The 25876-nt window shown below is 59.3% G+C and carries 23 protein-coding genes and 1 pseudogene; 10 read left to right on the forward strand and 14 right to left on the reverse strand.

Annotated features, from left to right (window positions below; genetic code table 11):
• On the forward strand, positions 1-351 hold a 351-nt coding region (locus tag FFS21_RS32270; protein WP_212745235.1), incomplete at its 5' end, for a hypothetical protein.
• Between the two features lie 279 nt (positions 352-630).
• On the opposite strand, the gene FFS21_RS11735 is transcribed toward FFS21_RS32270, so the two are convergent.
• On the reverse strand, positions 631-951 hold the full coding sequence (locus tag FFS21_RS11735; protein WP_137925017.1) for a helix-turn-helix domain-containing protein: 321 nt from the start codon (positions 949-951) through the stop codon (positions 631-633).
• 368 nt (positions 952-1319) lie between these two features.
• On the opposite strand from FFS21_RS11735, the gene FFS21_RS11740 reads away from it, so the two are divergent.
• From FFS21_RS11740 to FFS21_RS11760, 5 genes are all read left to right on the forward strand, one after another.
• Positions 1320-2345, forward strand: a complete 1026-nt coding sequence (locus tag FFS21_RS11740) for a hypothetical protein (protein WP_137925018.1) — start codon at positions 1320-1322, stop codon at positions 2343-2345.
• The gene (locus tag FFS21_RS11745; protein WP_137925019.1) at positions 2321-3271 is read left to right on the forward strand and encodes a site-specific integrase; all 951 of its coding nucleotides are present in this window, start codon (positions 2321-2323) and stop codon (positions 3269-3271) included. The genes FFS21_RS11740 and FFS21_RS11745 overlap by 25 nt, the downstream gene beginning before the upstream one ends.
• Before the next feature lie 59 nt (positions 3272-3330).
• The gene (locus FFS21_RS11750) at positions 3331-4293 is read left to right on the forward strand and encodes a site-specific integrase (protein ID WP_137925020.1); all 963 of its coding nucleotides are present in this window, start codon (positions 3331-3333) and stop codon (positions 4291-4293) included.
• A gap of 590 nt (positions 4294-4883) precedes the next feature.
• The gene (locus FFS21_RS11755) at positions 4884-5084 is read left to right on the forward strand and encodes an H-NS family nucleoid-associated regulatory protein (protein WP_502705168.1); all 201 of its coding nucleotides are present in this window, start codon (positions 4884-4886) and stop codon (positions 5082-5084) included.
• A gap of 186 nt (positions 5085-5270) precedes the next feature.
• Positions 5271-5579, forward strand: a complete 309-nt coding sequence (locus FFS21_RS11760; RefSeq protein WP_137925021.1) for an EthD family reductase — start codon at positions 5271-5273, stop codon at positions 5577-5579.
• Positions 5580-5631: 52 nt separating this feature from the next.
• On the opposite strand, the gene FFS21_RS11765 is transcribed toward FFS21_RS11760, so the two are convergent.
• From FFS21_RS11765 to FFS21_RS11785, 5 genes are all read right to left on the reverse strand, one after another.
• Positions 5632-6009: a DUF779 domain-containing protein gene (locus FFS21_RS11765; protein WP_137925022.1), complete on the reverse strand. Its 378-nt coding sequence runs from the start codon at positions 6007-6009 to the stop codon at positions 5632-5634.
• A gap of 91 nt (positions 6010-6100) precedes the next feature.
• Positions 6101-6619: a thiamine pyrophosphate-dependent enzyme gene (locus FFS21_RS11770; RefSeq protein WP_249359327.1), complete on the reverse strand. Its 519-nt coding sequence runs from the start codon at positions 6617-6619 to the stop codon at positions 6101-6103.
• A gap of 99 nt (positions 6620-6718) precedes the next feature.
• A complete protein-coding gene (locus tag FFS21_RS11775; RefSeq protein WP_137925024.1) occupies positions 6719-7279 on the reverse strand; it encodes a thiamine pyrophosphate-binding protein in 561 nt (186 codons plus the stop codon).
• A 17-nt stretch (positions 7280-7296) separates the two neighbouring features.
• Positions 7297-8646 carry an MFS transporter gene (locus FFS21_RS11780; RefSeq protein ID WP_137925025.1) on the reverse strand — a complete coding sequence of 450 codons (1350 nt, stop codon included), beginning with the start codon at positions 8644-8646 and terminating at the stop codon, positions 7297-7299.
• An 80-nt stretch (positions 8647-8726) separates the two neighbouring features.
• Positions 8727-10424, reverse strand: a complete 1698-nt coding sequence (locus FFS21_RS11785) for a GMC family oxidoreductase (RefSeq protein WP_249359329.1) — start codon at positions 10422-10424, stop codon at positions 8727-8729.
• A 180-nt stretch (positions 10425-10604) separates the two neighbouring features.
• On the opposite strand from FFS21_RS11785, the gene FFS21_RS11790 reads away from it, so the two are divergent.
• Positions 10605-11390 carry an IclR family transcriptional regulator gene (locus FFS21_RS11790; protein WP_137925027.1) on the forward strand — a complete coding sequence of 262 codons (786 nt, stop codon included), beginning with the start codon at positions 10605-10607 and terminating at the stop codon, positions 11388-11390.
• Positions 11391-11662: 272 nt separating this feature from the next.
• Here the strand turns inward: FFS21_RS11790 and glcF are convergent, their stop codons facing one another.
• The 7 genes from glcF to FFS21_RS11825 all read right to left on the reverse strand — a co-directional run bounded on the left by glcF (position 11663) and on the right by FFS21_RS11825 (position 19351).
• Complete coding sequence (gene glcF, locus FFS21_RS11795; protein WP_137925028.1) at positions 11663-12955, reverse strand: glycolate oxidase subunit GlcF; 1293 nt, start codon at positions 12953-12955, stop codon at positions 11663-11665.
• 24 nt (positions 12956-12979) lie between these two features.
• A complete protein-coding gene (gene glcE / locus FFS21_RS11800) occupies positions 12980-14077 on the reverse strand; it encodes a glycolate oxidase subunit GlcE (RefSeq protein ID WP_137925029.1) in 1098 nt (365 codons plus the stop codon).
• Positions 14078-14122: 45 nt separating this feature from the next.
• Positions 14123-15589 carry an FAD-linked oxidase C-terminal domain-containing protein gene (locus FFS21_RS11805; RefSeq protein WP_502705169.1) on the reverse strand — a complete coding sequence of 489 codons (1467 nt, stop codon included), beginning with the start codon at positions 15587-15589 and terminating at the stop codon, positions 14123-14125.
• A gap of 228 nt (positions 15590-15817) precedes the next feature.
• Positions 15818-16291: an aconitase X swivel domain-containing protein gene (locus FFS21_RS11810; RefSeq protein ID WP_137925030.1), complete on the reverse strand. Its 474-nt coding sequence runs from the start codon at positions 16289-16291 to the stop codon at positions 15818-15820.
• On the reverse strand, positions 16288-17517 hold the full coding sequence (locus FFS21_RS11815) for an aconitase X (protein WP_137925031.1): 1230 nt from the start codon (positions 17515-17517) through the stop codon (positions 16288-16290). The genes FFS21_RS11810 and FFS21_RS11815 overlap by 4 nt, the downstream gene beginning before the upstream one ends.
• Positions 17518-17522: 5 nt before the next feature.
• Positions 17523-18506: a Bug family tripartite tricarboxylate transporter substrate binding protein gene (locus tag FFS21_RS11820; protein WP_137925032.1), complete on the reverse strand. Its 984-nt coding sequence runs from the start codon at positions 18504-18506 to the stop codon at positions 17523-17525.
• A 68-nt stretch (positions 18507-18574) separates the two neighbouring features.
• Positions 18575-19351 carry a GntR family transcriptional regulator gene (locus tag FFS21_RS11825; protein WP_137925033.1) on the reverse strand — a complete coding sequence of 259 codons (777 nt, stop codon included), beginning with the start codon at positions 19349-19351 and terminating at the stop codon, positions 18575-18577.
• 240 nt (positions 19352-19591) lie between these two features.
• Here FFS21_RS11825 and FFS21_RS11830 point away from each other — a divergent pair.
• Positions 19592-20943: pseudogene (locus FFS21_RS11830) on the forward strand (MFS transporter).
• A gap of 117 nt (positions 20944-21060) precedes the next feature.
• Positions 21061-22380 (forward strand): 3-phosphoshikimate 1-carboxyvinyltransferase, encoded by a 1320-nt coding sequence (aroA, locus tag FFS21_RS11835; protein ID WP_137925034.1) that lies wholly within the window; start codon positions 21061-21063, stop codon positions 22378-22380.
• 52 nt (positions 22381-22432) lie between these two features.
• Here aroA and FFS21_RS11840 read toward each other — a convergent pair whose 3' ends face one another.
• Positions 22433-24232: a SulP family inorganic anion transporter gene (locus FFS21_RS11840; RefSeq protein WP_137925035.1), complete on the reverse strand. Its 1800-nt coding sequence runs from the start codon at positions 24230-24232 to the stop codon at positions 22433-22435.
• A 462-nt stretch (positions 24233-24694) separates the two neighbouring features.
• On the opposite strand from FFS21_RS11840, the gene FFS21_RS11845 reads away from it, so the two are divergent.
• Positions 24695-25870, forward strand: a complete 1176-nt coding sequence (locus FFS21_RS11845) for a MalY/PatB family protein (protein ID WP_137925036.1) — start codon at positions 24695-24697, stop codon at positions 25868-25870.
• The last annotated feature ends 6 nt before the right edge of the window (positions 25871-25876 follow it).

The raw sequence follows: 25876 nt of genomic DNA on the forward strand, positions 1-25876 counted from the left end.
GCCGCCGGCCTCGCCGTCACCCCCGCCGAGGCCATTCGCGCGCCCCTGCACGACCTGTGGGCCCGGTACCGCGAACCACCGACGCCGGCCCCTGCGCCTGTGCCCGCCGTCCGGCCCCGCCCGGCGGCAGCGCCGCGGCCCACGGTGCCCGCGCCGCTGACTCCGGCCATTGTTGCCGCCCTGCACGCCCGCCTATGCGCATTCCTGAGCGACTCCGGCGACACAGCCTGCCGGGACGAGCGCCTGGCGCTGCTGTGGGCATTGTTAGGACCCAACGCGTCAGGATCCGACGCCGAGCGCGTGGCCGCGTGCGCCGACGATGCCGACGGGTCGCGTCCGCTGTATCCCTAGCGCCCTCGGGCGAACCGCACGTGCCCCCTCAGGCGCCGGTGGCCAGGCTCGAGGCTGCGAGCAGGGGCGATGACGGGAGAGATCACGGTTGGTCACCGCGTGGCTGGTGAGCGCCGACGCGTGGCACACCGCAACCACGTCGGCGCAGGCGCCCCACGGGGCGCGTGCCTCACACGAGCGTCGCCATGACCATCGGTTATGGTGCGCGGCCGGCCCATCACGGTTGCAGTCACCGACCGGACGCGCACCATAACCGGCGGATTCGACCACCTTGACCGGCTAGCGTGCGGCATGCCCACCCGCGACGTGCGCGCCAGCGGCCCGCTGACGCGGCGTAACGATCCGCCGACTGCTGTCCGCCAGCCCGACAGGCAGCGCTACGCCGGCAAGTGCCAGCCAGTCGTCGCGCTGCAGGGCCCCGAGTACGAGTACTAGGGTCCGCAGGGTGGCGATACCCCGCTCCAGATTCTTCAGGCTGTGCACCGAGACGCCTGCGTGGGCGGCCAGTGCGGCCTGCGTGACATTGCGGGCCAATCGTAAGGCGCGCAGGTCATGGCCCAGGCGCCTGGCGCAGGCTGGAATCGGGTCTGAGCGTCCCATATGGCTCTCCTGGCAAACGGCGGGTGGCGCCCCACAGAGCGAGGGTGCAAGCACTCCCTTAAAATATACGAAAACATATAATTTTGGAGAAGCCAGACGCGAGACAACCTCAGCATGTTCTTTGTTCAGGTTTGTTCAAGTGGCGAGACGTCCTTAGGTAGACACGCGCGCGTGCCGTCCCATACTGGGCTTGCTGCCGCGCCGGTGCGCTGCGAGGGGTCTGACGATCTCCTGCAGCTGCCCTGGCTAGCCCCCCGAGCGTGCACGCCGCGCGGTCAGCACCCTGCCGCCATCCTTGCCCTTTTTGGCGGCCAGGGCATACCGGCCGCGCGTGCCGTGACGCGGCCAACGGAGGTGGGAGAAGCGTGATGCGCAAGATTCGCTGGGTCCTGCTGAAATACCTGTCGACCGCGCCGACGTGGGAGGCCAACCTGTCACAGCGCCCTGCGCTACAGCGCTGGTTGGCCGAGCAACCGTGGACCCAGGTGGACAGTCCGCTGGCCGTCCAGCAGATGCTGCAGTGGACCCACCTGCGGATGCGCCGTGGCGTGCGACTGGACGGCGAACTGTTGGCCTCGTGGCGTCAGCGCTTCCGCGCCGTATTGGACGGGCAGCCGTGGGAAGCCGCCTTCCCATTACCGTGGACGCAGCCGGTGCGCCCGGTGCGCCCGGGGCGCACGGTACCGGACGCAGCCAGCACTGTGGTGGCATGTCCAGACCCCAATGGTCAGGTGCGCTTCCGGCATCCCGATCGGGTGGTCTTCCCGACGGGACTAGCCCTCGCGCCGCCGACCGACTGTGTAGCGCAGGCACTCGCCTACTTCTGCGCCTTGCCCGGTGCGGCGCCGACGCTGCCCGCATGGCTGTACGACGGGTTGAGGGCGCGCCTGGACTGGATCCTCGCCGGCCGCGACTGGGAAGCGGCCTTTCCCCTGCCTGGCCGCGCGGCCGCGCCGCGAGGCGGACTCCGGGCCATGGTGCCCACTCTTCTGCTCGGTCTCGAACTTGAGGGTCTGCAACGGGGGACACGACATTCGCCCGCGCTGCCACCCGCCGAGGCGCGGGCCAGACTGGCGACCTATCGCTCGATCTCTCCTCAGGCTATCGCCGCCGCCTCCACCTGCGTACAGAAGCTGGCGACCGGCCAGGACCTGGCGGGCTCGCCGGACCCGAGCGCCTGGTGGCCGCTCCTGCGCTCGACCCTCTATCCCATCGCCCGCGTGACCGCCGTCGCGATTGCGCGGGGCGCCACGCACGGTCTGTCGCACTCGCGGCGGCGCCAACGGATGCTGGCCGGCCAGCCGCGGCGCGCGTGGCGCGACCTTGGTGGGGCCGCATCTCGCACCGTGCGCCGTCCCGGAGATTCATCATGGCCCAGCCCCCCCTCTCCCTGAGCGAACTCGCCGCGCACTGGCCGGTGAAACGTCATCCGGACGCCATCACGGCGCGACAGATGCGTCACGTCACGGATTGCCTGAGCGTGATCAGTGCCGTCACCGATCCGTGCAGGCTGACCCCTGCCCACCTTGAAGTATTTCGGGCCGATCTGCTAATCCACTATCCGCCGCACACCGCGCGCCGGATGCTCGACCTCATCCAAGCCCTGCTGCAATTTGGCGTCAGTGAAACCCTACTGACTGCGAATCCCACACGGGGCATGGCGATCCGCCCGTCCCCCGCCCCTGCCGTGACAACCAGCTATCCCTTTGCGCCGGACGACCTGACCCGCATTTTCCGTCATCCAATCTTTACGGCGCACACCCTGCCGTTGGCACCCAGCGCGGGCGGGATCGCCGCCTACTGGCTGCCGCTAATCCTGCTGGGTACGGGGGCGCGACCAGGGGAGGTAGCGGCCTTGCGCACGGGCGACTTTGGCTACAGTGCCGATACGCCGCCCATTCCCTACTGGCGCGTCGTCGACCGGGTCGTCAAAACCGCCGCGTCCCAATGCGCCCGACCGATCCACCCGATCCTGTGTCGGCTGGGCCTGCTGGACTATGTCGAAAGCCTCCCCGCCGGCAGCGACCTGTTTCCGTTGCTCCCGCCCGACCACATGGGAAACCGGAGCACGCGGTTTTCCGCCTACCTCCACCGCTTTCTGCGCGAGGAGGTGGGCCTCGCCGAGCCGAACAAGGTAGCACACAGCTTTCGCCTGACCTTTGCCCAGGCGTGCCGCCAGGCGGCGCTCCCCGCGGATTTCGTGTGTGCCCTGCTGGGCCACCCTACCGCGTCCTGGCGTCGCGGGCACGGCAAGGAGATACCGCTGGCCGCACTGCAGCAGGCGGTGGCGCGGCTCACCTTTGCGGGTTTTCCGTTGTGACGACAGCCCATTTCGCTCGCCCGCCTGGGGAAGCCCGGTTTACCACACGGAGATCTGCCATGCCGCAGCCCAATCTCAGCCTGACCGAACTCGCATCACACTGGGAAGCCGCGCGTCTTCCGACCGCCGAGACCGCGCGACAGATGCGCGTGATCGCGCATGATTTAGGCGCATTGAGTCATGTGAGCGAGGCGCGCGCGCTGACCCCTGGACATTTGCGCGCCTTTCGGAACGACCTGCTCGCCCATTACGCGGCGCCGACCGCGCGCAAGATGTTCGGCCTAGCTCATGCCCTGCTCGCCTTCGGGTACGGCACACTGCTACTGGACACCAATCCCGCGCGCGGCATGACCGTCGCTCTGTCCTCTCCCGCCACGCGTTCGCATGCGCCGTTCACACCGAGCGAGCTCACCCGCATCTTCACGCATCGAGTATTCACGACTCGCGAACTCCCGCTCCAATGCGGCGCGGGCGGAGTTGCCGCCTATTGGCTACCGCTGATCCTGTTGTGCACGGGCGTGCGACTCGATACGGCGGCCGCGCTGCGTACCGACCACCTCCGCTACAGTGCCGATACGCCTCCCGTGCCCTATTGGCAGTTCGAGCACCGGCGCTTCGTCCTCTCCAAGAGTTATGTCACCGAGTACCTGCAGCCCATCCATCCGATTCTTTGCCGACTGGGCCTGCTCGACTATGTCGCGGCCCTCCCTCCCGGCAGTGATCTGTTCCCGCTCTTGCCCCCCGACCGAACGGGACGCCGGACCGCGCGCTTCTCCACCTATTTTCACCGCTTCCTCCACCGGGACGTGGGCATTGTGGGGCCGGGCAAGGGGGCGGACAGCTTCCGCTATACCTTTGCGCTCGCCTGCCGGCAGACGGGGCTGCCTGTTTCCTGGACCTGCGCGGTGCGCGGGATTCCCGTCCCGAACGCCTGGAGGAGCCACTTCGACGATATCGAAATACCGCTGGTCACACTCCAGAGGCTAATGGTGCGACTCAGCTTTCCTGGCTTCCCGCTGTGAAGATCTTTCCGAGGACGACCGTTCCGATCGCCAGTCCAGCAGCCCCGCAAACCTCACACGGGCTTTATTCGCGGCAAACGCGTCAGGTTTTCTGGCCCCAAGTTATGGCGTATTACTCAAGATTTGCACCGGGCGCGCACGCCCCTCCCACGGTAACCGCGTGCCGCCAAACCATTGCGATAATGGCCGGATATCGCAATGCCGACGACAACGGGAGCTACCGACCCTGACGCGAGACGCGGACCGCCCGCAAAGCCTAAACAAGTTTCGTAAAAAAATGCACTAATTGGGCGACCAAGGAAAAGCGTCTCCATGAGCATATTTTCTTCTGATCTAGCGATGTCAGACGCACCGTGCGCAACGCGGCCACTAGATGAGCGGGAGGCGGGTATTCCTGAGTCGGAACCAGCCTCTACACCATGGCCAGACGCGTTAGAATCAGTCACGCGCCCCCCGAGCTCACGGTGGCCTGCGCGATTCCGTTTTCTTCGTTCCGCCATCCCTCTCCCTGCTGCATGACTCTGCCCCCAGATTTGAATACCCAACGATTGCGCGAACGCGCCGACACAATCGTGTGGATCAAAACCCAAATGGCGAAATTCGGGCTGCACCTGGTCGACCTGCAGAAGGCGGGGTGTTTTGTCGAACAGCCAGCTCCTAGCCTACCCGGACCCGTCCGATTCCGGGATGCCCAAGGCCACGCCTGGGACGGCCATGGTGATTTGCCAGACTGGCTAGAGCGTGCGGTCAACGCGGGCCAGACGATTGCCCATTTTCAGATAGAAAAGTAGGCAACCCAATAAGCCGTTCCCCGAAGAGCACTTCCGACCTGCCAGCAGCGAAGCGCTGCGGGTGATCGGCAATGCAGCAGTTGGACAGGACGTGGCGATCGCGCTGAGCCAACTAGCCGACCTATCTTGTGCAGACAAACGTGTTCCCGGCGCGTACAGTTGCGTTCATCAACTGGAGAACGAAAAATGGCGAAGCTGGTGGTGCTGTACAAGAAGCCTGCGGACAAGGATGCTTTCGATTCCTACTATCTGTCGAAACACGTTCCGATTGCGAAGAGGATTCCCGGCTTGCGCAGCTATGAGATTAGCACTGGGCCAGTAGCGAGTCCTGCTGGTGATTCGCCATTCCATTTGGTGGCGCTACTCGGCTTCGATTCTTTGGAGGCTATCCAGCAAGGCATGTCGTCGTCGGAAGGCGCTGCCGCCGCCGCAGATCTCGGGAACTTTGCCCAAGCCGGCGCCGATCTACTTATCTTCGACACCAAAGAGGTCTAGAAGAAGGCTCGCAAGTGTGAAGAGGCCGCCCGCGATCGAAGGATACGGGCGGTCAGGATGCGCCAACCTGAGCCGCCAGCCCGCGCGATGGCGCAACTCGCCGCAAGCGTGCAAAGAATCGGACCCCCAACCGTCGCTCCAAGGCGAAAAGCCCTCCACTCCCCGGTCCGGCATCTACAACAATCTGCTTTTTCTGCAGATCGCGGAGATCATCACGGCGGATGTAGAACGCGGCACCGGCAATATCGGCGATCTTCAATTCGTTGGCACCCGGCAGAAACTCCCGGATCGGAAAGCATGCCAGCCCCGTCCGCCCAACACACCCTTTCGGCTGATACAAAACCAGCGGCCCGTGTTCATCCTGAAGCTTCCTAAGAAGGGTGGCGGCTGACTTCGTGGCAACTACCCGCTCTGATGCAGGAGCATTCATGGCTTTGTCTGTCGCAAAAAAGATGCGTCCGGCGAGACGGAGTTGCCGGACGCATCGACGCCGCAGAGGAGGCGGAAAAATTATTCGGGAATCAGATAGAGGTCAATGCAGCGCGAACGCGCCGCAGCTCGTCTCCCATCCGCGTGAAGCGCGCATCGGTCATCTCCACCGCCGGGAAATCGGTTCCGAGCTTGGGCACTTCGGATTCGACTGCGAGTTCAATGAATGCAGGCGCCGGACCCGCGAGGATGCCGGGAAGCTGCTGGGTCAATTCATCGATGCTCGCGAAGCGCCGCACGGCGCGGTATCCGGCAGCCTTGGCCAGGGCCGGGAAATCAGCCACCGCATTTCCTGGGGTCTCGAGATTGCCCAATCCGCTGAATTGAATGCTGTTATTGAATACCACGTGGACAAAATTGGCCGGGCCAGCCTGGGCAACGGTGACCAGACCGCCAAGTTCCATCAGCAGGCTCGCATCACCGTCGAGCACCAATACGGTCTTGTCTGGCCTAGCCAATGCGATGCCCAGACCAAGCGAAGCGGCTCCGCCCATCAGCGGCACACACGCAACACTGAGTACATCGACCTCAAGCTTGTCCATGCCATTCATGGCACCCATCGTCGTGACATAGACCGCATCGGGCGCGGTTTGCTGGATGACCTCGCAGGCCTCGACTGTTCTCATATTCATCTTGGTTCCCCTTCGCCCTTACGCGACCGCAATCTCACTGGGTTGCGACCATCCCACAAAATGCCCTGCGATCGCCACCGCGGGGCCACCGCGCTCTTGGGCGGCATTCCATGCTTTGGATACACCGTCGACATCGTCCGGGCCTTCCAACCGCCAGTAAGGAATATCTAGAGTCTCAAGCAGTGGCTCCAGAATCCTGACCATGCGCCGCTTGGACTTTCTAGGATCGTCGCCGAGGTTCGAAAACTCCCTGCCGAACTGGCCGACCAGCATCAGTAGCGGAATCTTCGAGTCCAACCCCAGAGCGCGAATGCTGTTAATCGACGCGAACAAACCCTGGTTCTGCATCAGGACCGCAGCCCGCTTGCCGCCCGCGTAGAGACCCGCAGCGACTTCTATGGCCTGGTCCTCCGTTGTTGTCGGCACTACCGTAATGCCGCATGCCGGTTCCTCCAGGAGTTTGTGCAGCGCGATCTGCAACATGTCCGGCACCGTAACAACATGCGTGATGCCGCAGCGTTTGAACTCTCCGAGGACCGACGCAGCGGTGACGGAGTATCGAGAATGTTGAATGTCCATGGAAACTCACTAATTCGTTACATGCTGATGGATTTTTTAAGCGACGGATGTCCCCGATGTGTCCGTTCTCGCTCGTAAGAGTCGCGCTCCCTCTTCACACGCCGCGCAATGGCAAACGCGCACAACGAGGAGAGCAACCCAGAAATCACTACATAAGCACAGACATACCAGGGATCGCCACCGTTGATGGTGACCAAGTAGGTTGCGATGATCGGCGTCAGACCGCCTGCCGTGATACTCGAAACCTGGTAGACAAACGAGATACCGGTGTAACGCACTCGCGCATCGAAGAGATCGCACAGGAATACTGCAACTGTCCCGTACACGGCGGCGTAGAGAATGCCGTACGGCAGCGCAATGGCAGCCCAAACTAGGGTTCGATCGCCATTTGAATGGGTGAAGGCCCAGAACGCGGGATACACCGACAGTGCAGTGAGAATCGCTGCTACCGCATACAGGCGCTGACGTCCAAGCCGGTCCGACAGATAACCGAAGATCGGGATGAAAATCGTCAGCACGAACGCGCCAATTCCCACCCCCGTCAGCGCGTCCTCGCGAGTCATGCCAATCTTGGAGGTCAGATAGCTGATCGTAAAGACGCTAAAGATATTGAAGAACACGCCATCAATGTGCCGCGCGCCGAGACCCAGCACGACGTTTGCTGGAAAACGTTTGAACATATCGACGAATGGTACGCGCGCCTCGCCATGACTTTGCTTCATCTGAGCGAACTCTGGCGACTCCATGACGTTCAGCCGCACCCACATGCCGAACAGCACAAAGAGGAACGAAATGCCGAATGCAACGCGCCAGCCCCAGGCCATAAACTGCGCGTCGGTCAGCGCCATCGACAGCGCACCGATGATCCCGGCGGAAAGCAGTACTCCAATTGACAGGCCAATCTGCGGCAAGCTCGCATAGAAGCCACGCTTCTCTTCCGGCGCACATTCATACGCCATCAGTACGGCCCCACCCCACTCACCGCCCAAGCCGATTCCCTGAAGCACCCGCAGGAACAACAGGATCCCAGGGGCCCAGTAACCGATCTGCGCATACGTTGGCACCAGGCCAATAGCGACTGTGGAGAGGCCCATGATCATCAGCGTGATGACGAGTACGCTCTTTCGTCCAACTTTGTCGCCAAAGTGCCCGAAAATAATGCCGCCTAACGGGCGCGCTACGAAACCCACTGCAAAGGTGGCGTAGGCAAGCATCGTCGCTGTTGCCGGATCGCTGTTGGGAAAATACAGCTTGTTAAGCACAAGGCTCGCCACGACGCCGTAGAGAAAGAAGTCGTACCACTCGATGATGGCGCCGATGACACTAGCAGTCGCAACGCGCCGAAGGGCCTTGGGGTTGGTATTCATGTTTGTCTCCTCGTCTGAAGGACGCGCGGTGTTCTCCCACACTTTTCCTTCGGAATGAACTTGATCGAACTATCTAAGAACTACAAGCGAATGCAGGCGGTGGCCTCCTCCGTCAACGCACGAGTAGCAGACGAGGTCTTCGCGATCGTCTCCAGGTTGATGGCCCGATCGGCGTTCCCGGCGGCATCGAGAATGATGTCGGCGGCTTTCTCGGCGATCATGACCGTAGGAATATTGGTATTTCCCGAAGTAAGCGTGGGCATGATGGAACAGTCCACCACGCGCAGGCCTGTCAGGCCATGCACCTCCAGTCGATTGTTCACTACTGCGCGCGCATCGTCCGCCAGTCCCATCTTGACCGTGCCGCAAGGATGAAAAATGGTTGTCGCGTATTCGCGGCAGAAGTGCAGGATTTCATCGTCGGTCACCACATCGGGACCTGGTCGATACTCTCGCTTCATATAGGGGGCCATGGCACCTGCTGCTGCCACCCGTCGTGCAAAGTTCACTCCCGCAATCGTGGTACGGCGGTCGGTATCCGTCGAAAGGTAGTTGGCGACAATGCTTGGAGCTTCGAATGGATCCAAGGAATTGATGCGCACGTGACCACGTGATTCAGGTCGAAGCTGACAGATGGAATAGGTGCATCCCGGGAAATCGTGCACCGCCCCCGCCGTACTGTCTGCCGAGAGATTGGCAAAGTGAAACTGAATATCCGGAGTCAGGTTTTCTTCCGGCAGCGCGCGGCAGAACATCCCACCCATGTTGATTCCGACAGCAAGTGGCCCACTACGACTCAGCAGCCACTGCAGACCCATCTTCGTCTTGCCCCATGGCGTACGCATCAGATCATTCGTCGTAATCGGCTTGCTCACTTCATACATCAGCCGCACCTGCAAATGATCCTGCAGGTTTTCGCCCACGCCCTCGAGAAAGTGAACCGGCTGAATTCCAAACTGCTGGAGCAACCCGCGCGGCCCCACGCCGGAAAGCTGCAAGAGCTGGGGCGACTGGATGGCGCCGGCGCACAAGAGCACTTCCCGCCTCGCATGCACTTCCCTGAACTGCCCTGACTGGCGATACTTCACACCGATTGCCCGCTTGCCCGCAAACAGAAGCTGCGCAGCCTGCGCTTCCGTTTCAACATGCAGATTGCTTCTTGGCATAGCGGGCTTGAGGTAACTCACGGCAGTCGAACAACGAAGACCTTTGCGTGTCGTGAGTTGAAAGTAGCCGACGCCCTCCTGGTCACCGGTGTTGAAGTCATCCACGCGGCGCACGCCAACTTGCTGCGATGCAGCGATGAAAGCGTCGACCAGCTCATTGCCGGCCGGCACGCTCGTCGCGTGCATCGGTCCGGCATCTCCCCGCGTCCGAGAACCACCAAGGTCGTTGGTTTCGAGCTTGCGGAAATATGGCAGACAATCCTCCCAAGACCAGCCTTTGTTCCCGAGTGACGCCCATTCGTCGTAGTCACGCTGCTGACCACGGATGTAAATCAGCCCGTTGATGGAGCTGGAGCCACCAAGGGTCCGACCGCGCGGCTGGTAGATTTTTCGGTTGGCGAGTTCCGGCTCGGGCTCGGTGTAGAAGCGCCAGTTGTACTGGTCGTGCTGCATCGTCTTGGCATAGCCAATTGGCACATGGATCCAGGGGTAACTGTCCTTGGGACCGGCCTCGAGCAGACACACTGTGTACCGCCCGTTTGCGGTCAGGCGATTGGCTAGGACGCATCCGGCAGAACCGGCGCCGACGATCACATAGTCGTATGTCCGCATGACTGTTGTCTCCGTTATGATTTGCCTGCCTCTGAGGCTCATCGCGATGCAGAGGTGCTTGTCTTGGTATCTTTGTCTCCCGTCTCTGTCGTCTCAAGTAGAACTACTCAAACTCACAGAAACTGAGTCGAAAATCGCATTCGCGGCTCGATTTCACCTATCGCCATCGAAAGTCACGCCATGGACGACGACCAACAGAACTCCACCGAACACAAAATGCTTCGGATGCTGCGCATGCTGGAATGCGTCGCGAGCGCCTCGGAGTCGGTAACGATCGGGCAAATATCCATGCGCCTGGACATCCCAAAGGCGTCCGCCGGTCGGCTAGTAGATGTCCTAGTTGCCAACCGATTCCTTGTGCGCATGCCGGGTGAGCGCGGCCTGATTCCCGGACCTCGCAGCACCCAACTATCCACCTCTGTGATAGGCAACAGTGCGTTCCGCAGGTTGTCGCGGGCCGTACTACGTGCTCTCGTGGATCGACTCGGTGAGACCTGCAATCTTTCCGCCTTCGATGGCGACCGGGTGCTGTATCTAGACCGCGTCGAGACCAGTCAGCCCTTGCGCATGCACTTGGAACTTGGCTCCCGACACCCACTGCACTGCACTGCCGGTGGCAAACTGTTTCTCTCCCTGCTTCCCAGGGTGGAAAGAGAAGCGCTACTCGATCGCATCGCGTTAAATCGCATGACGCCGCAAACCATTGTCAGTCGTCCGATGTTGACGACCGAACTCGACAAGCTGGCCGCACAGCGCGTGGGCTGGGACGAAGAGGAGTTTGTAATTGGGATGGTGGGTCTTGCCGTGCCGATCGCGCGGCCAGGAGAGCGGTGCAACGTCGCCCTCGTCTGTCACGCAGCGACAGCGAGAACCACACTCACCCAACTTCGGACTCAGTTGCCCTTGCTTCAGGAGGCCGCGCAGCGTCTGTATCCGCTCTTTTACCCGGATACCGCACAATCCTGACCGTACTACAGATAGGAGGCAAGGCTGCGCTCACAGTGGTCGCACGTGGGACGGACGGAACCCCCTACAGCGGTCTTCGACGCGGCCTTCGAAAAGTTGGTCACTACACGCGCAGCGCCGAAGCAAGAGGCTACTGGCGCTGGGGAGTTCTAGCCGGCGTCATTCCCGAGCAGGTTCAGAACGAGCCCTCCGAGCAAGTTGCATGGGTCGCGACCACCGTCGAAACCCACGCACATCCTTGCTAGTCTGCAAAGAACACCGCTCGCAGCGCATCAAGCAGCCTTGTCCTCGAGCACCTTTGCCGCACCATTTCCGTTTGCTAGCACGCGATCGATCAGCTCAACCCAATGTACGACAGGTTGCATCGTTCCACTCTGAAGATGTGAAATACAACCAATGTTGGCCGTAGCGATGGTTTGAGCGCCGGTCTGCGTCAGCTTCTTCAGCTTGTCATCGCGCAAGCGCATCGAGAACTCGGGTTGCAGTACCGAGTAAGTACCCGCAGAACCGCAGCAAAGATGGCTGTCCGCGCAGAGCCTGACTTCGATCCCAAAGGCGGCAAGCAACGGCTCCACGACGCCCTTCAAACGTTGTCCATGCTGCAGCGTGCACGGCGGATGATAGGCTACCGGCTCCTGCGTCGAGGTTGACTGTATCCCATTGGTCAATACAGGCATCAATTCAGGCAACACCTCCGACAAGTCTTTGGCCAATGCCGAAATGACCCTGGCGCGCTCGGCATATGCCGGGTCATTACGCAGGAGATGAGCATACTCTTTCACCATTGCGCCACACCCCGATGCATTGATGACAAGGGTATTCACGCCATTCGAAACATGCGGCCACCATGCATCGATGTTTCGTCTCATGTCATCCAAGCCGCCATCGTGATCGCCAGTATGGTAGCGAATGGCACCACAACAACCAGCCTTGCGCGCGACAACCAGTTCTACTCCGGCCTTATCCAGGACTCTTGCCGTAGCGAGATTGATATTCGGCGACATCGTTGGCTGTACGCATCCCTCAAGCAGAAGCATCTTCCTTTCGTGCTTACGCGTGGACACTTCTCCGCCAGGCACGACGGCTTGCCTGACTGGGATCTTCCTTCGAACCACTTCCGGCAGGGCAGGCCGCATAATCTGGCCAACTCGCATAGCAGCGCCAAACAACCGTGGCCGTGTCAGCCCCTCCCTAAGCGCCCATCTGATTAAGCGCTCCTTGGTCGGACGTCTCATACCTGCCGTGTCCAGACGCTCATCTACGATGACGCGCCCGATATCCACCAGGCGACCGTAAGTCACGCCCGACGGACAAGTCGACTCGCAATTTCGGCAAGTCAGGCAGCGGTCCAAGTGCTTGCGCGTGCTTTGCGACAGCTCGTTGCCTTCCAAGACCTGCTTCATCAGGTAGATCCGGCCCCGAGGACCGTCGAGCTCATCGCCGACAAGTTGATAGGTGGGACACGTCGCTGTGCAGAAGCCGCAATGCACGCATTTCTCGATGATAGATTTTGCCTCCTCAGCATCATCGGAACCGATGAGGAAGTCCGCTAACGTTGTCTGCATTCTGTGTCGCTGTTGGCAGTAGTTTCAAAGACCTACATACATGCGGTCCACCCCAAAGATACCCATGGGATCGAACGTCGCTTTCAGTCTCTTGTGGATCGCCCACGCTGCCGGGGGCAGCATGGTGAACACCCCGTTGGATTTCTCGCCATTCCGGAAGAGAGTGGCATGTCCACCCACCGCCCGAGCGGCAAGTCGTACCTGTTCGGCTGTGGCCAGATGGTCATCGGGTGCATGCCACCAGCGCTGCCCTCCCCCCCATTCGACAAGCTGCTCGCCTTTGAGCCGAAGGGCAGGCGCAACACTAGGAACCGCAATGCGCCAAAGTGGCTCGGAGTGATGCCGCGCGAAAAAATCGTGGGATTGGCCGCGAAGACCTTCCCATTGTTCCTTTGCCATCTGTTCAGGCAGCGCTTGGCCGCCCAACTTCTGCGTTGCAGCCCGCACCGCTGCACGGGCGCCGGCCAACTTCACTAAGGCGGTGTCTTCGAACCATGCCGTTGCCGCAATGGGCAACGGCTGGCTGGTGCACTTGTTGAAGAATTCCAGGGCGCTTTCTTGATTCATCTGGAATTCCAGCGTGAGCGTCGCAGCCGGAATCGGAAGCACTTTCAGCGAAATCTCGGTAACCAGTCCCAGGGTCCCTAGAGATCCCGCCAACAGTCGCGAGACGTCGTAGCCGGCAACATTCTTCATCACCTGTCCACCGAAGCTGAGGAGCTGAGCGTTCCCATCCACTAGCTTCGCGCCGAGCACAAAATCGCGAAGCGCTCCGACAGATTGCCGCCGCGGCCCCGACAAGCCTGCTGCGAATGCTCCTCCAATCGTGGCGGTGCTCTGCGCTGAATCAATGCGGAAATGGGGTGGTTCAAATGGCAGGCACTGCCCGCTCTCTGCTAGCACAGCTTCGATCTCTCGAAGTTCAGTACCACAGCGCGCCGTGATGACCAGTTCTGCGGGGTCATAGTCGACAATCCCGGCGTAACCACGCGTATCGACGATATCTCCGACGAGCGATTGCCCATAAAAATCTTTCGTTCCGCCACCACGGAACCGCAGAGGCTGCTTCTTGCTTCCCGCCTCTCGAATGGTGTCGACAAGTTGAGTTAGAACTGATTGCATTGGCACCACCAAAGGACAGTGTGAATAAGGTGACTCTGGTACATCTCAAAACCTAGGAAGTTGTGGATGTGGCAGCAGCCCTTTTCGAACATGCATCTTTCCGTACTCCGCGCATCGAGCCAGCGTTGGTATGGCCTTTCCAGGATTCAACAGCCCGCGCGGATCGAAAGCTGATTTGACTGCAAAGAACGCCTCGATCTCTTCGGGTGAGAACTGCACACACATCGAATTGAGCTTTTCCACACCGATGCCATGCTCGCCAGTGACGGTTCCGCCAAGTTCGACACAGGTCTCGAGAATATCGGCGCCGAACAGCTCTGCTCTCTCCCACTCCTGATGATCGGCACCATTGAAGAGGATGAGCGGATGCATATTTCCGTCGCCAGCGTGGAACACGTTCATGCACCGCAAGCCATACTTGCTTTCCATTTTCTCGATGCGCTTGAGCAGCGTACCGATGTGTTTCCGCGGAACCGTGCCGTCCATACAGTAGTAGTCGGGGGACATTCGGCCGGCGGCCGGGAAAGCATTCTTCCGGCCACTCCAGAAACGCAACCTTTCTGCCTCTGACTGGGAGACCTTGATTCCGGTGGCGCCGGCTGCGAGAAGCACCTCCGTCATGTGCACAATCTCCTCACCAACCTCCTCCTGCGTCCCATCGGACTCACACAGTAGAATGGCTGCGGCATCGAGGTCATAGCCAGCATGTACAAACTGCTCTACCGCAGCGGTGGCAGGGCGATCCATCATCTCAAGCCCGGCAGGAATGATCCCTGCGGCGACAACAGCGGCCACGGCATCACCGCCTTTTTCTACGTCATCAAAGCTAGCCATAATCACTTGGGCTAGCTGCGGTTTAGGGATCAGCCTTACGGTCACCTCCGTGACAACCGCCAACATCCCCTCCGACCCCACCAGCAACGCCAAGAGATCGAGCCCTGGGGAGTCGGGTGCCTCCGATCCCAGTTCCACAACATCCCCGTCCATCGTCACAGCTCGAGCACGCAATACGTTCTGTATCGTTAGACCGTATTTAAGGCAATGGACGCCTCCGGAGTTTTCGCTGACATTCCCGCCGATCGTGCAGGCGATTTGAGAGGATGGATCGGGGGCGTAGTACAAGCCGTAGGGTGCGGCGGCCTCGGATATCGACAGATTTCTGACACCCGGCTGCACTACCGCCACACATGCCACTGGATCGATCCGCTTGATCGTCTTAAATTTTGCAAGCGACAAGACCAAGCCGTCGGGCACTGGCATTGCGCCACCAGATAGGCTTGTGCCAGCACCTCTCGGGACAACCGGAACTCCCAGCCGACAGCAGAGACGCAGAATCTCGCCCACCTGTTCCTCGGTGGAGGGTAAAACGACGGCGAGGGGCTTCTGACGATAAGCAGCCAGGCCATCGCACTCGTAAGGGGTGGTGTCCTCGGATTCGAACAGAATCGCGTCGCTCGCGACGATCTTTCCCAGATCTTCAAGTAGCAACGCACGGCGGTCGAGCCGCTGCAGCGCACCAGTTGTGACTGGCGCGTCGGTGATGGCATTCAATTTTGTTCCCTCGTGCACGGCCGCAACTAAAAGGGCCGCCGGCTTGGAGCCCGACGCAACCCGCCGACGCTGCGCAGAACACGGTCCCACACACGAAGGCGTGATTCGGGCGATGTGGTTACGTTGATTTGGCGGGTAGACAGCTTGCCATCCGTTGTGGCAGATGCCGCCTACCTCGCCGCAGCAGCGCTATTTAGGGAAATGCACTCGAGCCAGGCCCTCTTCGAGCGCCTCTTGCGTCGGCACTTCGGACGGATCGAGAACCCGAATCGACTTCGCTTCGGGATCGATCTCGACGAAACTGCCGTGAGGAATGGCTTCTGTGATATCGACATCAAAGCCGGCCATCATCGAGACGTCACCCAATGCAGCGCCTTGGACCAAAATCGTATTCACTGTGTTGAACACGATGGCCTGCGGCACCATGTTGCGAGAACGCATCTCATGCAGCATCCACGCGGTTGCAACCCCGCCCTTTGCAGTGTCAAGCACGAGGATGCGGTCAATATAGGATTGACCCGCGAGCTTATGAGCTGGACGGGAAAAGACACCCTGGAGGCGGTTCAGGTCATAACGAGCCGAAAAACCATCGTGAGCTACCAAGGCTTGGCCAATCACCTTCTTGCCCATCGCATGACGGGCGATATACGTATCCTTCTTCATTTCAGTTCCCCAGTTTCGGCGGCGTCCACGCATTCCTCCATCGTTGCCAACATCGGCACATATCCATACCCACCCAGAATGTTGACGAGCTTCGCGCTATTGGTGGCCAGGCGCGTCCAGCCCTTGGCCTCCTTCATTTCTCGCGCATAAGACTGATAGAAGCACATGCCAGACAGCACGCTGCCACCCGCCTCCTCGATCGTTTGCGTGTATCCAAAGCGATCGCAGTCCGGCTTTACCTGGGGACTAGTCACCGCCAGCAATGGCTTCTTGAGTTGACGCCCCTTGCACAGTCTGGCGATGTCACGCAGTTCGAATAGACTGAGCTGCGGCGCCGAGAAGACAACTACGTCGATACCTTTCTCGACAGCATAGTGATCCCGCAGCCCTCGAAGGTCTGCTTCGCCGATGCGATGCGCCACGGGCAACTTGTGCCCGCCTACATCCTCCAGCCGTGAGGCTTCGGGCGTAATGCCGACCAGGTGGAACAATGCCGACGATCCAAAACTCGCCATCGCTGCACCGAAGTGCTTCAGTTCGTCCGAGGTCGGCGCCCGGTCAAGTCCCTCCACGACGGGTACTTGCCAATAATTTCCCGACAATTTGCCCACCACACCACCCAGCGCACCCCACTCGCTGAGATCCTTCGGCGTCCAATCCACACGCAACCTCAGGGTCGCCTGGCGTTGCTCGTCGAGATGGTAGCCATATCGGGGCGTCCGTCCTGTCAGTCCCGCCGACAGCGCCGAGGGGCCACCTTCGAAGTTGGAGCGCGCGCCGCCTACGGAGTTGGAATAGATCACGACACCGGTGTCACCGAATGCAACGTGCTCTCCTCGAGTCGCTGCCAACACGGTTTGGTAGTTGATACAGGTGTCAGTCATGCTGACGCCCAGGCGTGAGAAGGCTTCGATCGCGCGACGCTCGAGCTCAACCATCCACTCGGCCTGCCCAAGGTCGGACGCCTTAGAGAAATCGGTCCCTCGCGGATCGGTGATCGTCGGGATGCGTACGCCGCCCTCGTTGGCGTCCGCCAGACGTTCCAGCCACATCACGCCGGCTTGTCCGAGACTCTCGGTATCGGCCATGACGTGCGCCTGGGTGACGGGAACGAAATCCTTTGCACCGAAGAACGTACCCACCTTGATCTGGTGCTCGATGGCGGTCTTCGCCACAATGCCTGCCTCACCCGCAAGCATTGCTTTTTCCTCTTCATTCAGTATCATGTGAATCACTCGATAGTTATGCCCGTGGAACGAACCGCATCGCTCCACTTGGCGGCTTCAGATCGTTGAAAATCTGAAAGGGGAACGCTCATCGGTTGCAAGCCCATTGGCGTGAGCAAGCTTCCGAATTCGCTGGACTGAACAATCTTCTGCGCCTCCGACTTCAGACGCTCGGTGATATTTGCCGGCAGCCCCGCTGGGCCATAGAGCGCCCACCAAGCCAAGGCTTCGAACCCCGGATACCCTTGCTCTGCCACGGTCTGCACGTCAGGCAATGCACCGAAGCGTTGTCGGCTGGTCAGCGCGAGAATGCGGATCTTTCCGGATTTCACATGCGGCAGCACGGATTGCAGCGGATCGAACATCAGTGGGATCTGGCCACCAATCAACTCCGTCATTGCGGGCGCACTTCCCTTGTACGGGACGTGTGACAGCTTGATACCCGCTCTCGCCGCAAACAGTTCGCTGGCCAGGTGCCCTGGAGTGCCATTCCCGGCGGACCCATAGTTGATAGTGGCGGGCTTCGCTTTCGCTTTCGCCACAAGATCCGCGAGTGAGGAAATGCCTGAATTTTGGCTTACAACAATCGCCACTGGCGCATTCGCCAATGTTGCAATCGGCGTGAAATCCTTATCTGGGCTATAGCCAAGTTTTCGATACAGCGATGGATTTATGGCGTTAGTCCCCACAGTTCCGAGCAACAGCGTATAGCCATCCGCCGGTGCGGAAGCCACCGCCATTGCCCCAATGGAACCACCCGCCCCGCCCCGATTGTCAATGACGATTGATTGACCCAATGCGTCGCCCAAGAATTTCGCAAATGGTCTTGCAACGATGTCAGTCGGACCACCTGCCGGGAACGGCACGATAAGACGAATGGGCTTAGCAGGATACTTCGCAGCGAGGGCACGGGCGGATACTCCAAGCGCGCAAGCTCCCGCGCCAAGCGTAAGGGCGGCCAGCACCCTCCTTCTCGAATGGAAGGACATAGTGGGTTGTCTCCTGTGGGTATTTACGACTCTTCGGTCGTCTCGAATTTCAGCGTCAGAACATAGCGCTATCGTCCCGCCGTCGCTGTCGGCCTCAGCGCCCGCGCAATTTCCAAGGGACCAGGCAGACTGAGTTTGAACGTATAGCTCTCAGGCACAATGTAGATACGCATGTGCTCACAAGCTTGACCCGTCCCACTGAACGACGTGCGTTCCATAACGAGGACGTTTGAACTAGGTCGGAGCCCCAGCTCTTTGGCGACTTGATCGCCAGGCCGGCCGCAGCGGATGCCCACGTCGGCACGACCAATGCGCAGCCCCATGTACTGCTCGACAATCTCGTAGACCGCCATCTGCCTCGCCCTGACTTCCCCAAGCGCTGCAGCCGCTTCCGGAAGAAATGCCTCGACGATTGCAAACGGTTCACCGTTCAGACAATAGCGACGGCGCAGTCGGACTGGAAAATTTAGTCCGGGTGGGATCTGCGAATCAATTCGTCCCGCTGAGGCCGAAAACTCCAGCAACTCCGTTTCTGGCTCAACACCTTGGCTTCGCAGAGCCTCCTGAAAGCCTTGAAGCATACCCAAGTCTTGATGCAGCCCAGTTCGCGTGACAAACGTTCCCTTGCCCCGATGGGCGGTCACCTGCCCATTGCGCGTCAGCATCTGAATTGCCTGCCGGACCGTGATGCGGCTCACGCCATAGGCGGACATGAGTTCGGCCTCGGTGGGTAGCTTGCTTCCCGGCGACAGTTCACCCTCCGAAATGCGCGCCGCCAATCGACCCGCGAGCTGAACATAGAGCGGCTCAACACTTTTCGAATCCAGCGGTTCTGTCATGTCCATGACAATCCTTGTCCTTATTTGTTATAGAACATCATATTCCATAGACTCGACTACAGCAAGTACTACTTTGCTCCCGAGCCTCACATCATTGTGATTCAAAAAGCTTTTTATTGTTCATAAAGTGGCGTTTTATCGTCTTTATTAACAAATATACAAATAGGATGGTTCAGTCGTAACGTCAGGTTAGCTTGCGCATTGTCCTGTAAACATCTACTCTGCCACGATACTTTATATAACAACATGCGACATGAGGTTGCGTGCGGACACCCCAGGAGACAACGAGTGCAAAACGTATCGAGAAAGTTTTGGAAGTTCAGGGCCAGCGATTGGGTACTGATCCTGATCTGCTTGCTGTACCTCATCCAGTATTCGGACCGAGTAAACATTGCCACGGCCGCGGGCGCCATCGCAAAGGATCTGCACCTTAGCAATACAGAGCTCGGGTTCGTGTTCTCCGCGTTCGCCTACCCGTATGCCGTGGTCCAATTGTTCGGGGGATGGCTGGGTGACAAGATTGGCGCCAGGCGCATGCTCACGGTCTTCGGACTTATCGTTGCGATTGCGTGCATCTGCACCTCGTTTGCTGGTGGCCTGCTCTCGTTGGCTGCCTGTCGCTTCCTGCTTGGCGTCGGCGAGGCTCCCACCCTGGCAACGGCCACCAGCGCAATGGCGCGTTGGCTGCCGGCTCATAGGCGAGGGTTGGGTCAAGGCCTCACGCACGCTTGCGCACGCGTGGGTAGCGCCCTTACACCCCCCTCATTGCGTTCTTGATGGCCCTCTGGAACTGGCGCGTCTCCTTCATCATTGCTGGCGTCATTGGTATTGTTTGGGTAGTGGTCTGGTTCTGGTATTTCCGCGACGAGCCTGCATCGCATCCAAGTATTACGAAGGCCGAACTGGAGACATTGCCAAAAGCCCCGGCAAAAGGCTCCAAGGCGAACGTCCCCGTTTTTCCGCTACTGCGCCGCATGCTGCCCGTGACGGCAGTGGATTTCTGCTACGCGTGGACACTGTGGGTATTCCTGACCTGGTTGCCCTCGTTCTTCCTGAACAACTTCAAACTGGATCTGAAGAGCTCGGCACTCTTTACGTCGGGCGTCTTCGTTGCAGGCATCGTCGGCGATACGCTTGGTGGCATCTGGAGCGACAAGATCTATGAGCGCACCGGCAACGTTCAACGGGCACGTCTGACCGTCATCGTGGGCGGAATGACCGGCGCTCTGATCTTCCTGACGCCAGTGCTATTTGTGCGCGACCTTACGACAGTGTGCTTCTGCCTTTGTGCGGCCTTCTTCCTCATGGAGCTTGTAATCGCTCCGCTGTGGTCGGTCCCGATGGATATCGCACCCAACTATGCGGGGACCGCCAGCAGCTTCATGAACGTGGGCTTCGGTCTGGCAGGTATTACATCGCCTCTGGTCTTTGGATGGGTGATCGACCGCACTGGTAACTGGCAGTTGCCCTTCGCGATTTCAATGGGACTTTTGGTGCTTGGCATCATTCTCTCGTTCTTCATGCGTCCAGATCGAGCGTTCAGGCCAGCGGGCTACCAAAAAGATCCCGCCCCCGTAGCCAACGAACAAAGGGCATAACAGCACGCCCGACCGATTCGAGCGTAAGACTCCCGCGGTGCGGGAGTCTTTGCACTTCTCCGCAGCGAAGACGCTTGAGTCCTCTACCTGCTTCGCACCTCAAAACAGTAAGCAATCATGTCAACTTCTGAACGCTTGGCGATTGAACCCACGCAAAGTGCTAGCGGCACAGTCACCATTCCGGGCTCCAAGAGTGTCTCGAATCGTGCCCTCCTGCTGGCAGCGCTATGCCAAGGTACGACACGCATTCGCAACCTTCTTGTTTGCGATGACACAGATCTGATGCTCGGCGCCCTGGCGCAACTTGGGATTAGATGGCGACGAGAGGGAAACGACTACGTCATCGAGGGCTGCTGCGGCTCGTTCCCGACGAGGAAGGCCGATCTCAAAGTTGGAAACTCGGGCACCACCATGCGCTTTCTGACGGCCGCCCTATCTCTGCAAGAGGGGACCTACCATCTCTCCGGGGCGCCGAGGATGCATGAGCGCCCTATTGGCGCCCTTGTGGACAGCCTGAATAGCATTGGCGCCGATATCCGCTACGAAGCAAAAGCAGGCTACCCTCCTCTTACCATTGAAGGCAGCGACGTGTTTGTTGAGGGAAATGGCATCGAATTGGACGCCTCCGCGTCCAGCCAATACCTGACGGCATTGTTGATTGCCCTGACCCAGGCCGACTCGGTTTCCGAGCATATTGATCTACGCGTTCGCAACGGGCTGATCTCCCGTCCGTACATTGATATTACGATCCAGCTTCTGAAGGTATTTGGGGTACCTGTCCAGGTCATCGATCATGCGACCTTCCGCATCCCAGCTCATCTTCGCTTGCAGTCTCCGACGAATCTGACCATTGAAGGCGACGCCTCCTCGGCATCCTATTTTCTGGCGGCCGGCGCGATTGGTTGCGGCCCGTTACGTGTTGAAGGTGTGGGATCTTCAAGTAGTCAAGGCGACATCCGCTTCGCGCAGGCACTGAAGGACATGGGCGCATCGATCGAGATGACAGACCAGTGGATACAAGTCAGTCGTAACCCGGAGGCCCCACTTCGCGGCATCAGCGTGGACTGCAATGACATGCCAGATGCCGCCATGACACTCGCCGTCGTGGCGCTCTTCGCCACAGGCGAAACAACGCTCTCGAATATCGCTAGCTGGCGAGTAAAAGAGACTGATCGATTGGCCGCGATGGCCGTGGAACTTCGAAAGCTCGGGGCGAAAGTCTACGAGGGGAAAGATTTTTTAAAGGTAAAAGCACCGGACGCGTGGCTGTCCCCAGGCCACGGCATCGACACGTACGAGGACCACCGGATTGCAATGTGTTTCTCGCTGGCGGCCTTCGGACCGAATCCAGTTGTCATTAATGATCCTGGCTGCGTGTCCAAGACCTTCCCGACGTACTTCGATCTGTTGAAGCAGGTAACCCATCACCACGCATGAGGTCGTCAAGGGTGCCGCGGCACCGTTTGCACGACGATGGGAACCCGTGATACTAGCTGCATTGCTGCTCAGAAGCGTCCGGGGTACGACTCACCAAGCTTGGCGGACATTCGTTGAACACCCGTGCGCGGCACGTCGCACAAACCGCGGGATCAAGTCGGGGAACAATATGCTTGAGCGCATCATCTTTGCCGTAAAAGATGTTTTTGTGTCCCAGAGTTTGCAGGAAGCCGCTACGCTTCCAGGTATCGAGTACCTGACGCCGAGGTCGATGAAAATAGAGATCTCCACCGCCTTCGCGCCTCTCCTTTAACTCTTTCTCCCACATTTCTGCGGCGGCGAGATCGATGAAGTTCATACTTTTGACCATGGCGAGCACGAACTTCTGACCATTTCTTTCGTCGGCGTGGAGCTGCTCAGTGACGTGGGGCACGGCGCCGAAAAAAATGGCCCCTTCGATACGCACCAGTCTAAGCTGCGGGCAAACCTCTGGAACTTCCGGCAGCTCATCCAAAGGCGTAAATGTACGCTCGATACGATTGGCATCTGGAAGGAGGTTACGAATCGCAGGACGAGACGTCTGATACAGGTATGCCCCAAGTGAGAGAGCCGTCCCCAGAAGCACTGCCACCTCAAGACGGAGAACCAGTGTTGCAATCAAAGTGCTCAACGCAATTGCAAACTCGGTGCGATTTAGCCGCGAGACGCGCCGCAAACGCTCTACATCAAAGAGCCCCCAGGCAACCAGAATAAGCATTGCACCGATCGCAGCTAGCGGAATCTGCTCCAGAACGGCAGCACTGACAGACACCAGCGTTACAAGCGCCACGGCCGCAAACACGCTGGAGAGCGGTGTTCGCGCTCCAGCTTCGAAATTGGGCATCGACCGATTCAACGAGCCGCAGGACACATAGGAAGAGAAGATGCCACCAACGATGTTGGAGAGGCCTTGCCCGATAATTTCGCGATTGCTATCGATCTGCTGGCCTGAGCGCAGAGCCACTGCCTTCGCAATAGAGATCGACTGCCCGATAGCTACGATCGTCAGTGCTGCAGCCATTCCCAACAGGTTGGGCAGCGCAGCCAAAGAAACTTGAGGGATGTGCAATGGCGGCAACGGCGACGGTATTGCGCCGACAACGCTTACATGCTGCACCCACGACAATCCGGATCGATTCAAGCCGTAAGCGATGCCGAATCCCGCCATAAGACCAAGAAGCATGAACGGCCAGTGCCGTGCGAGTCGCCGCACGATCAGCGTCGTGCCAAGTGTGCCCACTCCAACAAGCACTGCACTCCAGTTGATGGCATCGATATGAGTGACAAGGTATTTCAGTACGCCAAATGCCGATGTTCCGGGCGGCAACTGGAGGCCAAACAGATCCTTGAGAGCAAACAAGCCGATGAGCATCGCGGCCCCGCAAGTAAACCCAAGCAGCACAGACGGCGATATGAAGTTGGCCAACGATCCGAGTCGAAAGACGCCGATACACAACTGGAGCAAGCCGACTGCCACTGTAATCGCAAGCGCCAAATTGACGTAGTCCGGACTACCCACGAGGGCAAGCGGACTCAGCATCGCGAACAAGGCTAGCGAGTTTGCATTGGTAGGGCCCGATACGACGTGCAAACTGGAGCCGAACAACGCCGCGACAACACAAGGAACTACAGCGCTGTAGATCCCATACTGTGGAGGAAGGCCCGCCAACGTCGCGAAAGCGACGCCCTGTGGTAACGCGAGAACAGCTCCCAGAAGCCCGGCCATCAAGTCCGCTCTTAAGGTGAAGGCATTTACGCTTCGAACCCAACTGGGGACACAGAATGCAGGGAAAATTCTGAAGCCATTGATCATGACGGGAACCATCGACGTTGGCCGATCACGCTATGCAGGCGGACCCACCTGGAAGAAACCGCGCATCGCCGTAGCGTCCCGAAAGAACACGATTGTGGCGACTACGTACTATATTGTATTAGTACAATATAGATCATGATAGTTCTAAGATTGCCCCGGTGTCAACGATGCGCCAATCGGTAAGTCATCAGGCACGCCGGGCGGAGCGCCGGCGAGGAATCACGTTGATCTGGCCGTTCATGCACGCTCGAGGCCCTCGCCCCGGGATTCGCCTCGTCACATATCGCCCTCTGCATGGGGCATTTTTCGAGCCATGTTCAGTGACCGGGAACACGGGGCATGCCGCGCAAGGACGAGGCGACTCCCATCTTTGAATGAGGCTCAAAGGTGTTTGTAGAACGTTGCGCTTCTGCTGGAGAACCAAACTGCTCAAGATGACGAGATCCATCTCGAGCACCCTCTATGTACAACTTCGACCAGACTATCAACCGGCTCCAGACGAATTCGATGAAATGGGATGGTATGCGGCACCGCCTGACACCGGATCAGCAAGCCGCAAACCCATTGCCAATGTGGGTCGCAGACATGGACTTCCGCGTCGCACAACCCATTCGCGATGCCATACATCGTGAAGCCGAGTTCGGGGTGTTTGGGTATGGCCAAATCTCAGAGAGCTATGTTGAGGCAGCGATAGAGTGGCAACGTCGTCGCTTCAACTGGGTGGTGCGGCCCGAGTGGCTGGTACCTTCTTCCGGTGTTGTCAATGCGCTGAACATGGCAATCCAGACGTTCTCGCACCCCGGTGACTACATCCTGGTACAACCGCCCGTATACATACACTTCCATCAAGACATCGTCATCAACGGCCGCCGGCTGTTAGAAGCCCCCCTTGCACGCACGACACACGGCTACCGATTCGATCCTGAAGCATTTGAAGCCGCCATTCGCCCGGGAACGAAACTCTTCATCTTGTGCAACCCCCATAACCCAACGGGAAACGTGTGGTCGCGCGAGGACTTGATGACAATGGGCGCGATCTGCCAGCGGCACGGCATCATCGTCGTATCCGACGAAATTCATGCGGACCTGATCTTTGACCGCAGCCTGCAGCACATACCGTTCGCTTCGCTTGATCCCGGGCTTGCCGAAAACTGCATCGTCTGCACCTCTCCCGGTAAGACGTTTAATACCGCAGGTCTACAGTGCGCCAACATCTTCATCCCCAACCCTCGGCTCCGAGCAGCCTTCCGTGCGCAATGTGAACGCAGCGGGCTGAACCTGGTGAACACGATTGGGGCCATCGCGTGCGAAGCCGCATATCGATTTGGAGAGTCGTGGGTGGACGCAATGGTTGACTACGTTGGCGAAAATCAACGTCATTTCGCAGCAACTGTTCGCGATCACGCTTTACCAGTCAACGTGGTTCCGACTGGCGCGCTCTACCTCGCGTGGTTGGATTGCAGGTCACTTGGTCTGCCCCCTAATGAACTGCATGATCACATGCTGCGGAACGTAGGTCTCTGGCTCGATCCTGGCTCCAAGTTCGGTGCGACGGCAGAAGGCTTCATGCGCATTAATCTCGCCTGCCCGCGTAGCACCGTGAACGAAGCGCTCCGACGACTAACGACCTACCTGTAAGCTGCC

The organism is Cupriavidus sp. 2SB (assembly GCF_005503625.1).
Classification (GTDB): domain Bacteria; phylum Pseudomonadota; class Gammaproteobacteria; order Burkholderiales; family Burkholderiaceae; genus Cupriavidus.

What these genes read in the sequence shown, in the direction of transcription:
- FFS21_RS11735 (WP_137925017.1), bottom strand. Translation starts at nt 951, where the DNA reads ATGGGACGCTCAGACCCGATTCCAGCCTGCGCCAGGCGCCTGGGCCAT.
- FFS21_RS11740 (WP_137925018.1), top strand. Translation starts at nt 1,320, where the DNA reads ATGCGCAAGATTCGCTGGGTCCTGCTGAAATACCTGTCGACCGCGCCG.
- FFS21_RS11745 (WP_137925019.1), top strand. Translation starts at nt 2,321, where the DNA reads ATGGCCCAGCCCCCCCTCTCCCTGAGCGAACTCGCCGCGCACTGGCCG.
- FFS21_RS11750 (WP_137925020.1), top strand. Translation starts at nt 3,331, where the DNA reads ATGCCGCAGCCCAATCTCAGCCTGACCGAACTCGCATCACACTGGGAA.
- FFS21_RS11755 (WP_502705168.1), top strand. Translation starts at nt 4,884, where the DNA reads ATGGCGAAATTCGGGCTGCACCTGGTCGACCTGCAGAAGGCGGGGTGT.
- FFS21_RS11760 (WP_137925021.1), top strand. Translation starts at nt 5,271, where the DNA reads ATGGCGAAGCTGGTGGTGCTGTACAAGAAGCCTGCGGACAAGGATGCT.
- FFS21_RS11765 (WP_137925022.1), bottom strand. Translation starts at nt 6,009, where the DNA reads ATGAATGCTCCTGCATCAGAGCGGGTAGTTGCCACGAAGTCAGCCGCC.
- FFS21_RS11770 (WP_249359327.1), bottom strand. Translation starts at nt 6,619, where the DNA reads ATGAATGGCATGGACAAGCTTGAGGTCGATGTACTCAGTGTTGCGTGT.
- FFS21_RS11775 (WP_137925024.1), bottom strand. Translation starts at nt 7,279, where the DNA reads ATGGACATTCAACATTCTCGATACTCCGTCACCGCTGCGTCGGTCCTC.
- FFS21_RS11780 (WP_137925025.1), bottom strand. Translation starts at nt 8,646, where the DNA reads ATGAATACCAACCCCAAGGCCCTTCGGCGCGTTGCGACTGCTAGTGTC.
- FFS21_RS11785 (WP_249359329.1), bottom strand. Translation starts at nt 10,424, where the DNA reads ATGCGGACATACGACTATGTGATCGTCGGCGCCGGTTCTGCCGGATGC.
- FFS21_RS11790 (WP_137925027.1), top strand. Translation starts at nt 10,605, where the DNA reads ATGGACGACGACCAACAGAACTCCACCGAACACAAAATGCTTCGGATG.
- glcF (WP_137925028.1), bottom strand. Translation starts at nt 12,955, where the DNA reads ATGCAGACAACGTTAGCGGACTTCCTCATCGGTTCCGATGATGCTGAG.
- glcE (WP_137925029.1), bottom strand. Translation starts at nt 14,077, where the DNA reads ATGCAATCAGTTCTAACTCAACTTGTCGACACCATTCGAGAGGCGGGA.
- FFS21_RS11810 (WP_137925030.1), bottom strand. Translation starts at nt 16,291, where the DNA reads ATGAAGAAGGATACGTATATCGCCCGTCATGCGATGGGCAAGAAGGTG.
- FFS21_RS11815 (WP_137925031.1), bottom strand. Translation starts at nt 17,517, where the DNA reads ATGATACTGAATGAAGAGGAAAAAGCAATGCTTGCGGGTGAGGCAGGC.
- FFS21_RS11820 (WP_137925032.1), bottom strand. Translation starts at nt 18,506, where the DNA reads ATGTCCTTCCATTCGAGAAGGAGGGTGCTGGCCGCCCTTACGCTTGGC.
- FFS21_RS11825 (WP_137925033.1), bottom strand. Translation starts at nt 19,351, where the DNA reads ATGGACATGACAGAACCGCTGGATTCGAAAAGTGTTGAGCCGCTCTAT.
- aroA (WP_137925034.1), top strand. Translation starts at nt 21,061, where the DNA reads ATGTCAACTTCTGAACGCTTGGCGATTGAACCCACGCAAAGTGCTAGC.
- FFS21_RS11840 (WP_137925035.1), bottom strand. Translation starts at nt 24,232, where the DNA reads ATGATCAATGGCTTCAGAATTTTCCCTGCATTCTGTGTCCCCAGTTGG.
- FFS21_RS11845 (WP_137925036.1), top strand. Translation starts at nt 24,695, where the DNA reads ATGTACAACTTCGACCAGACTATCAACCGGCTCCAGACGAATTCGATG.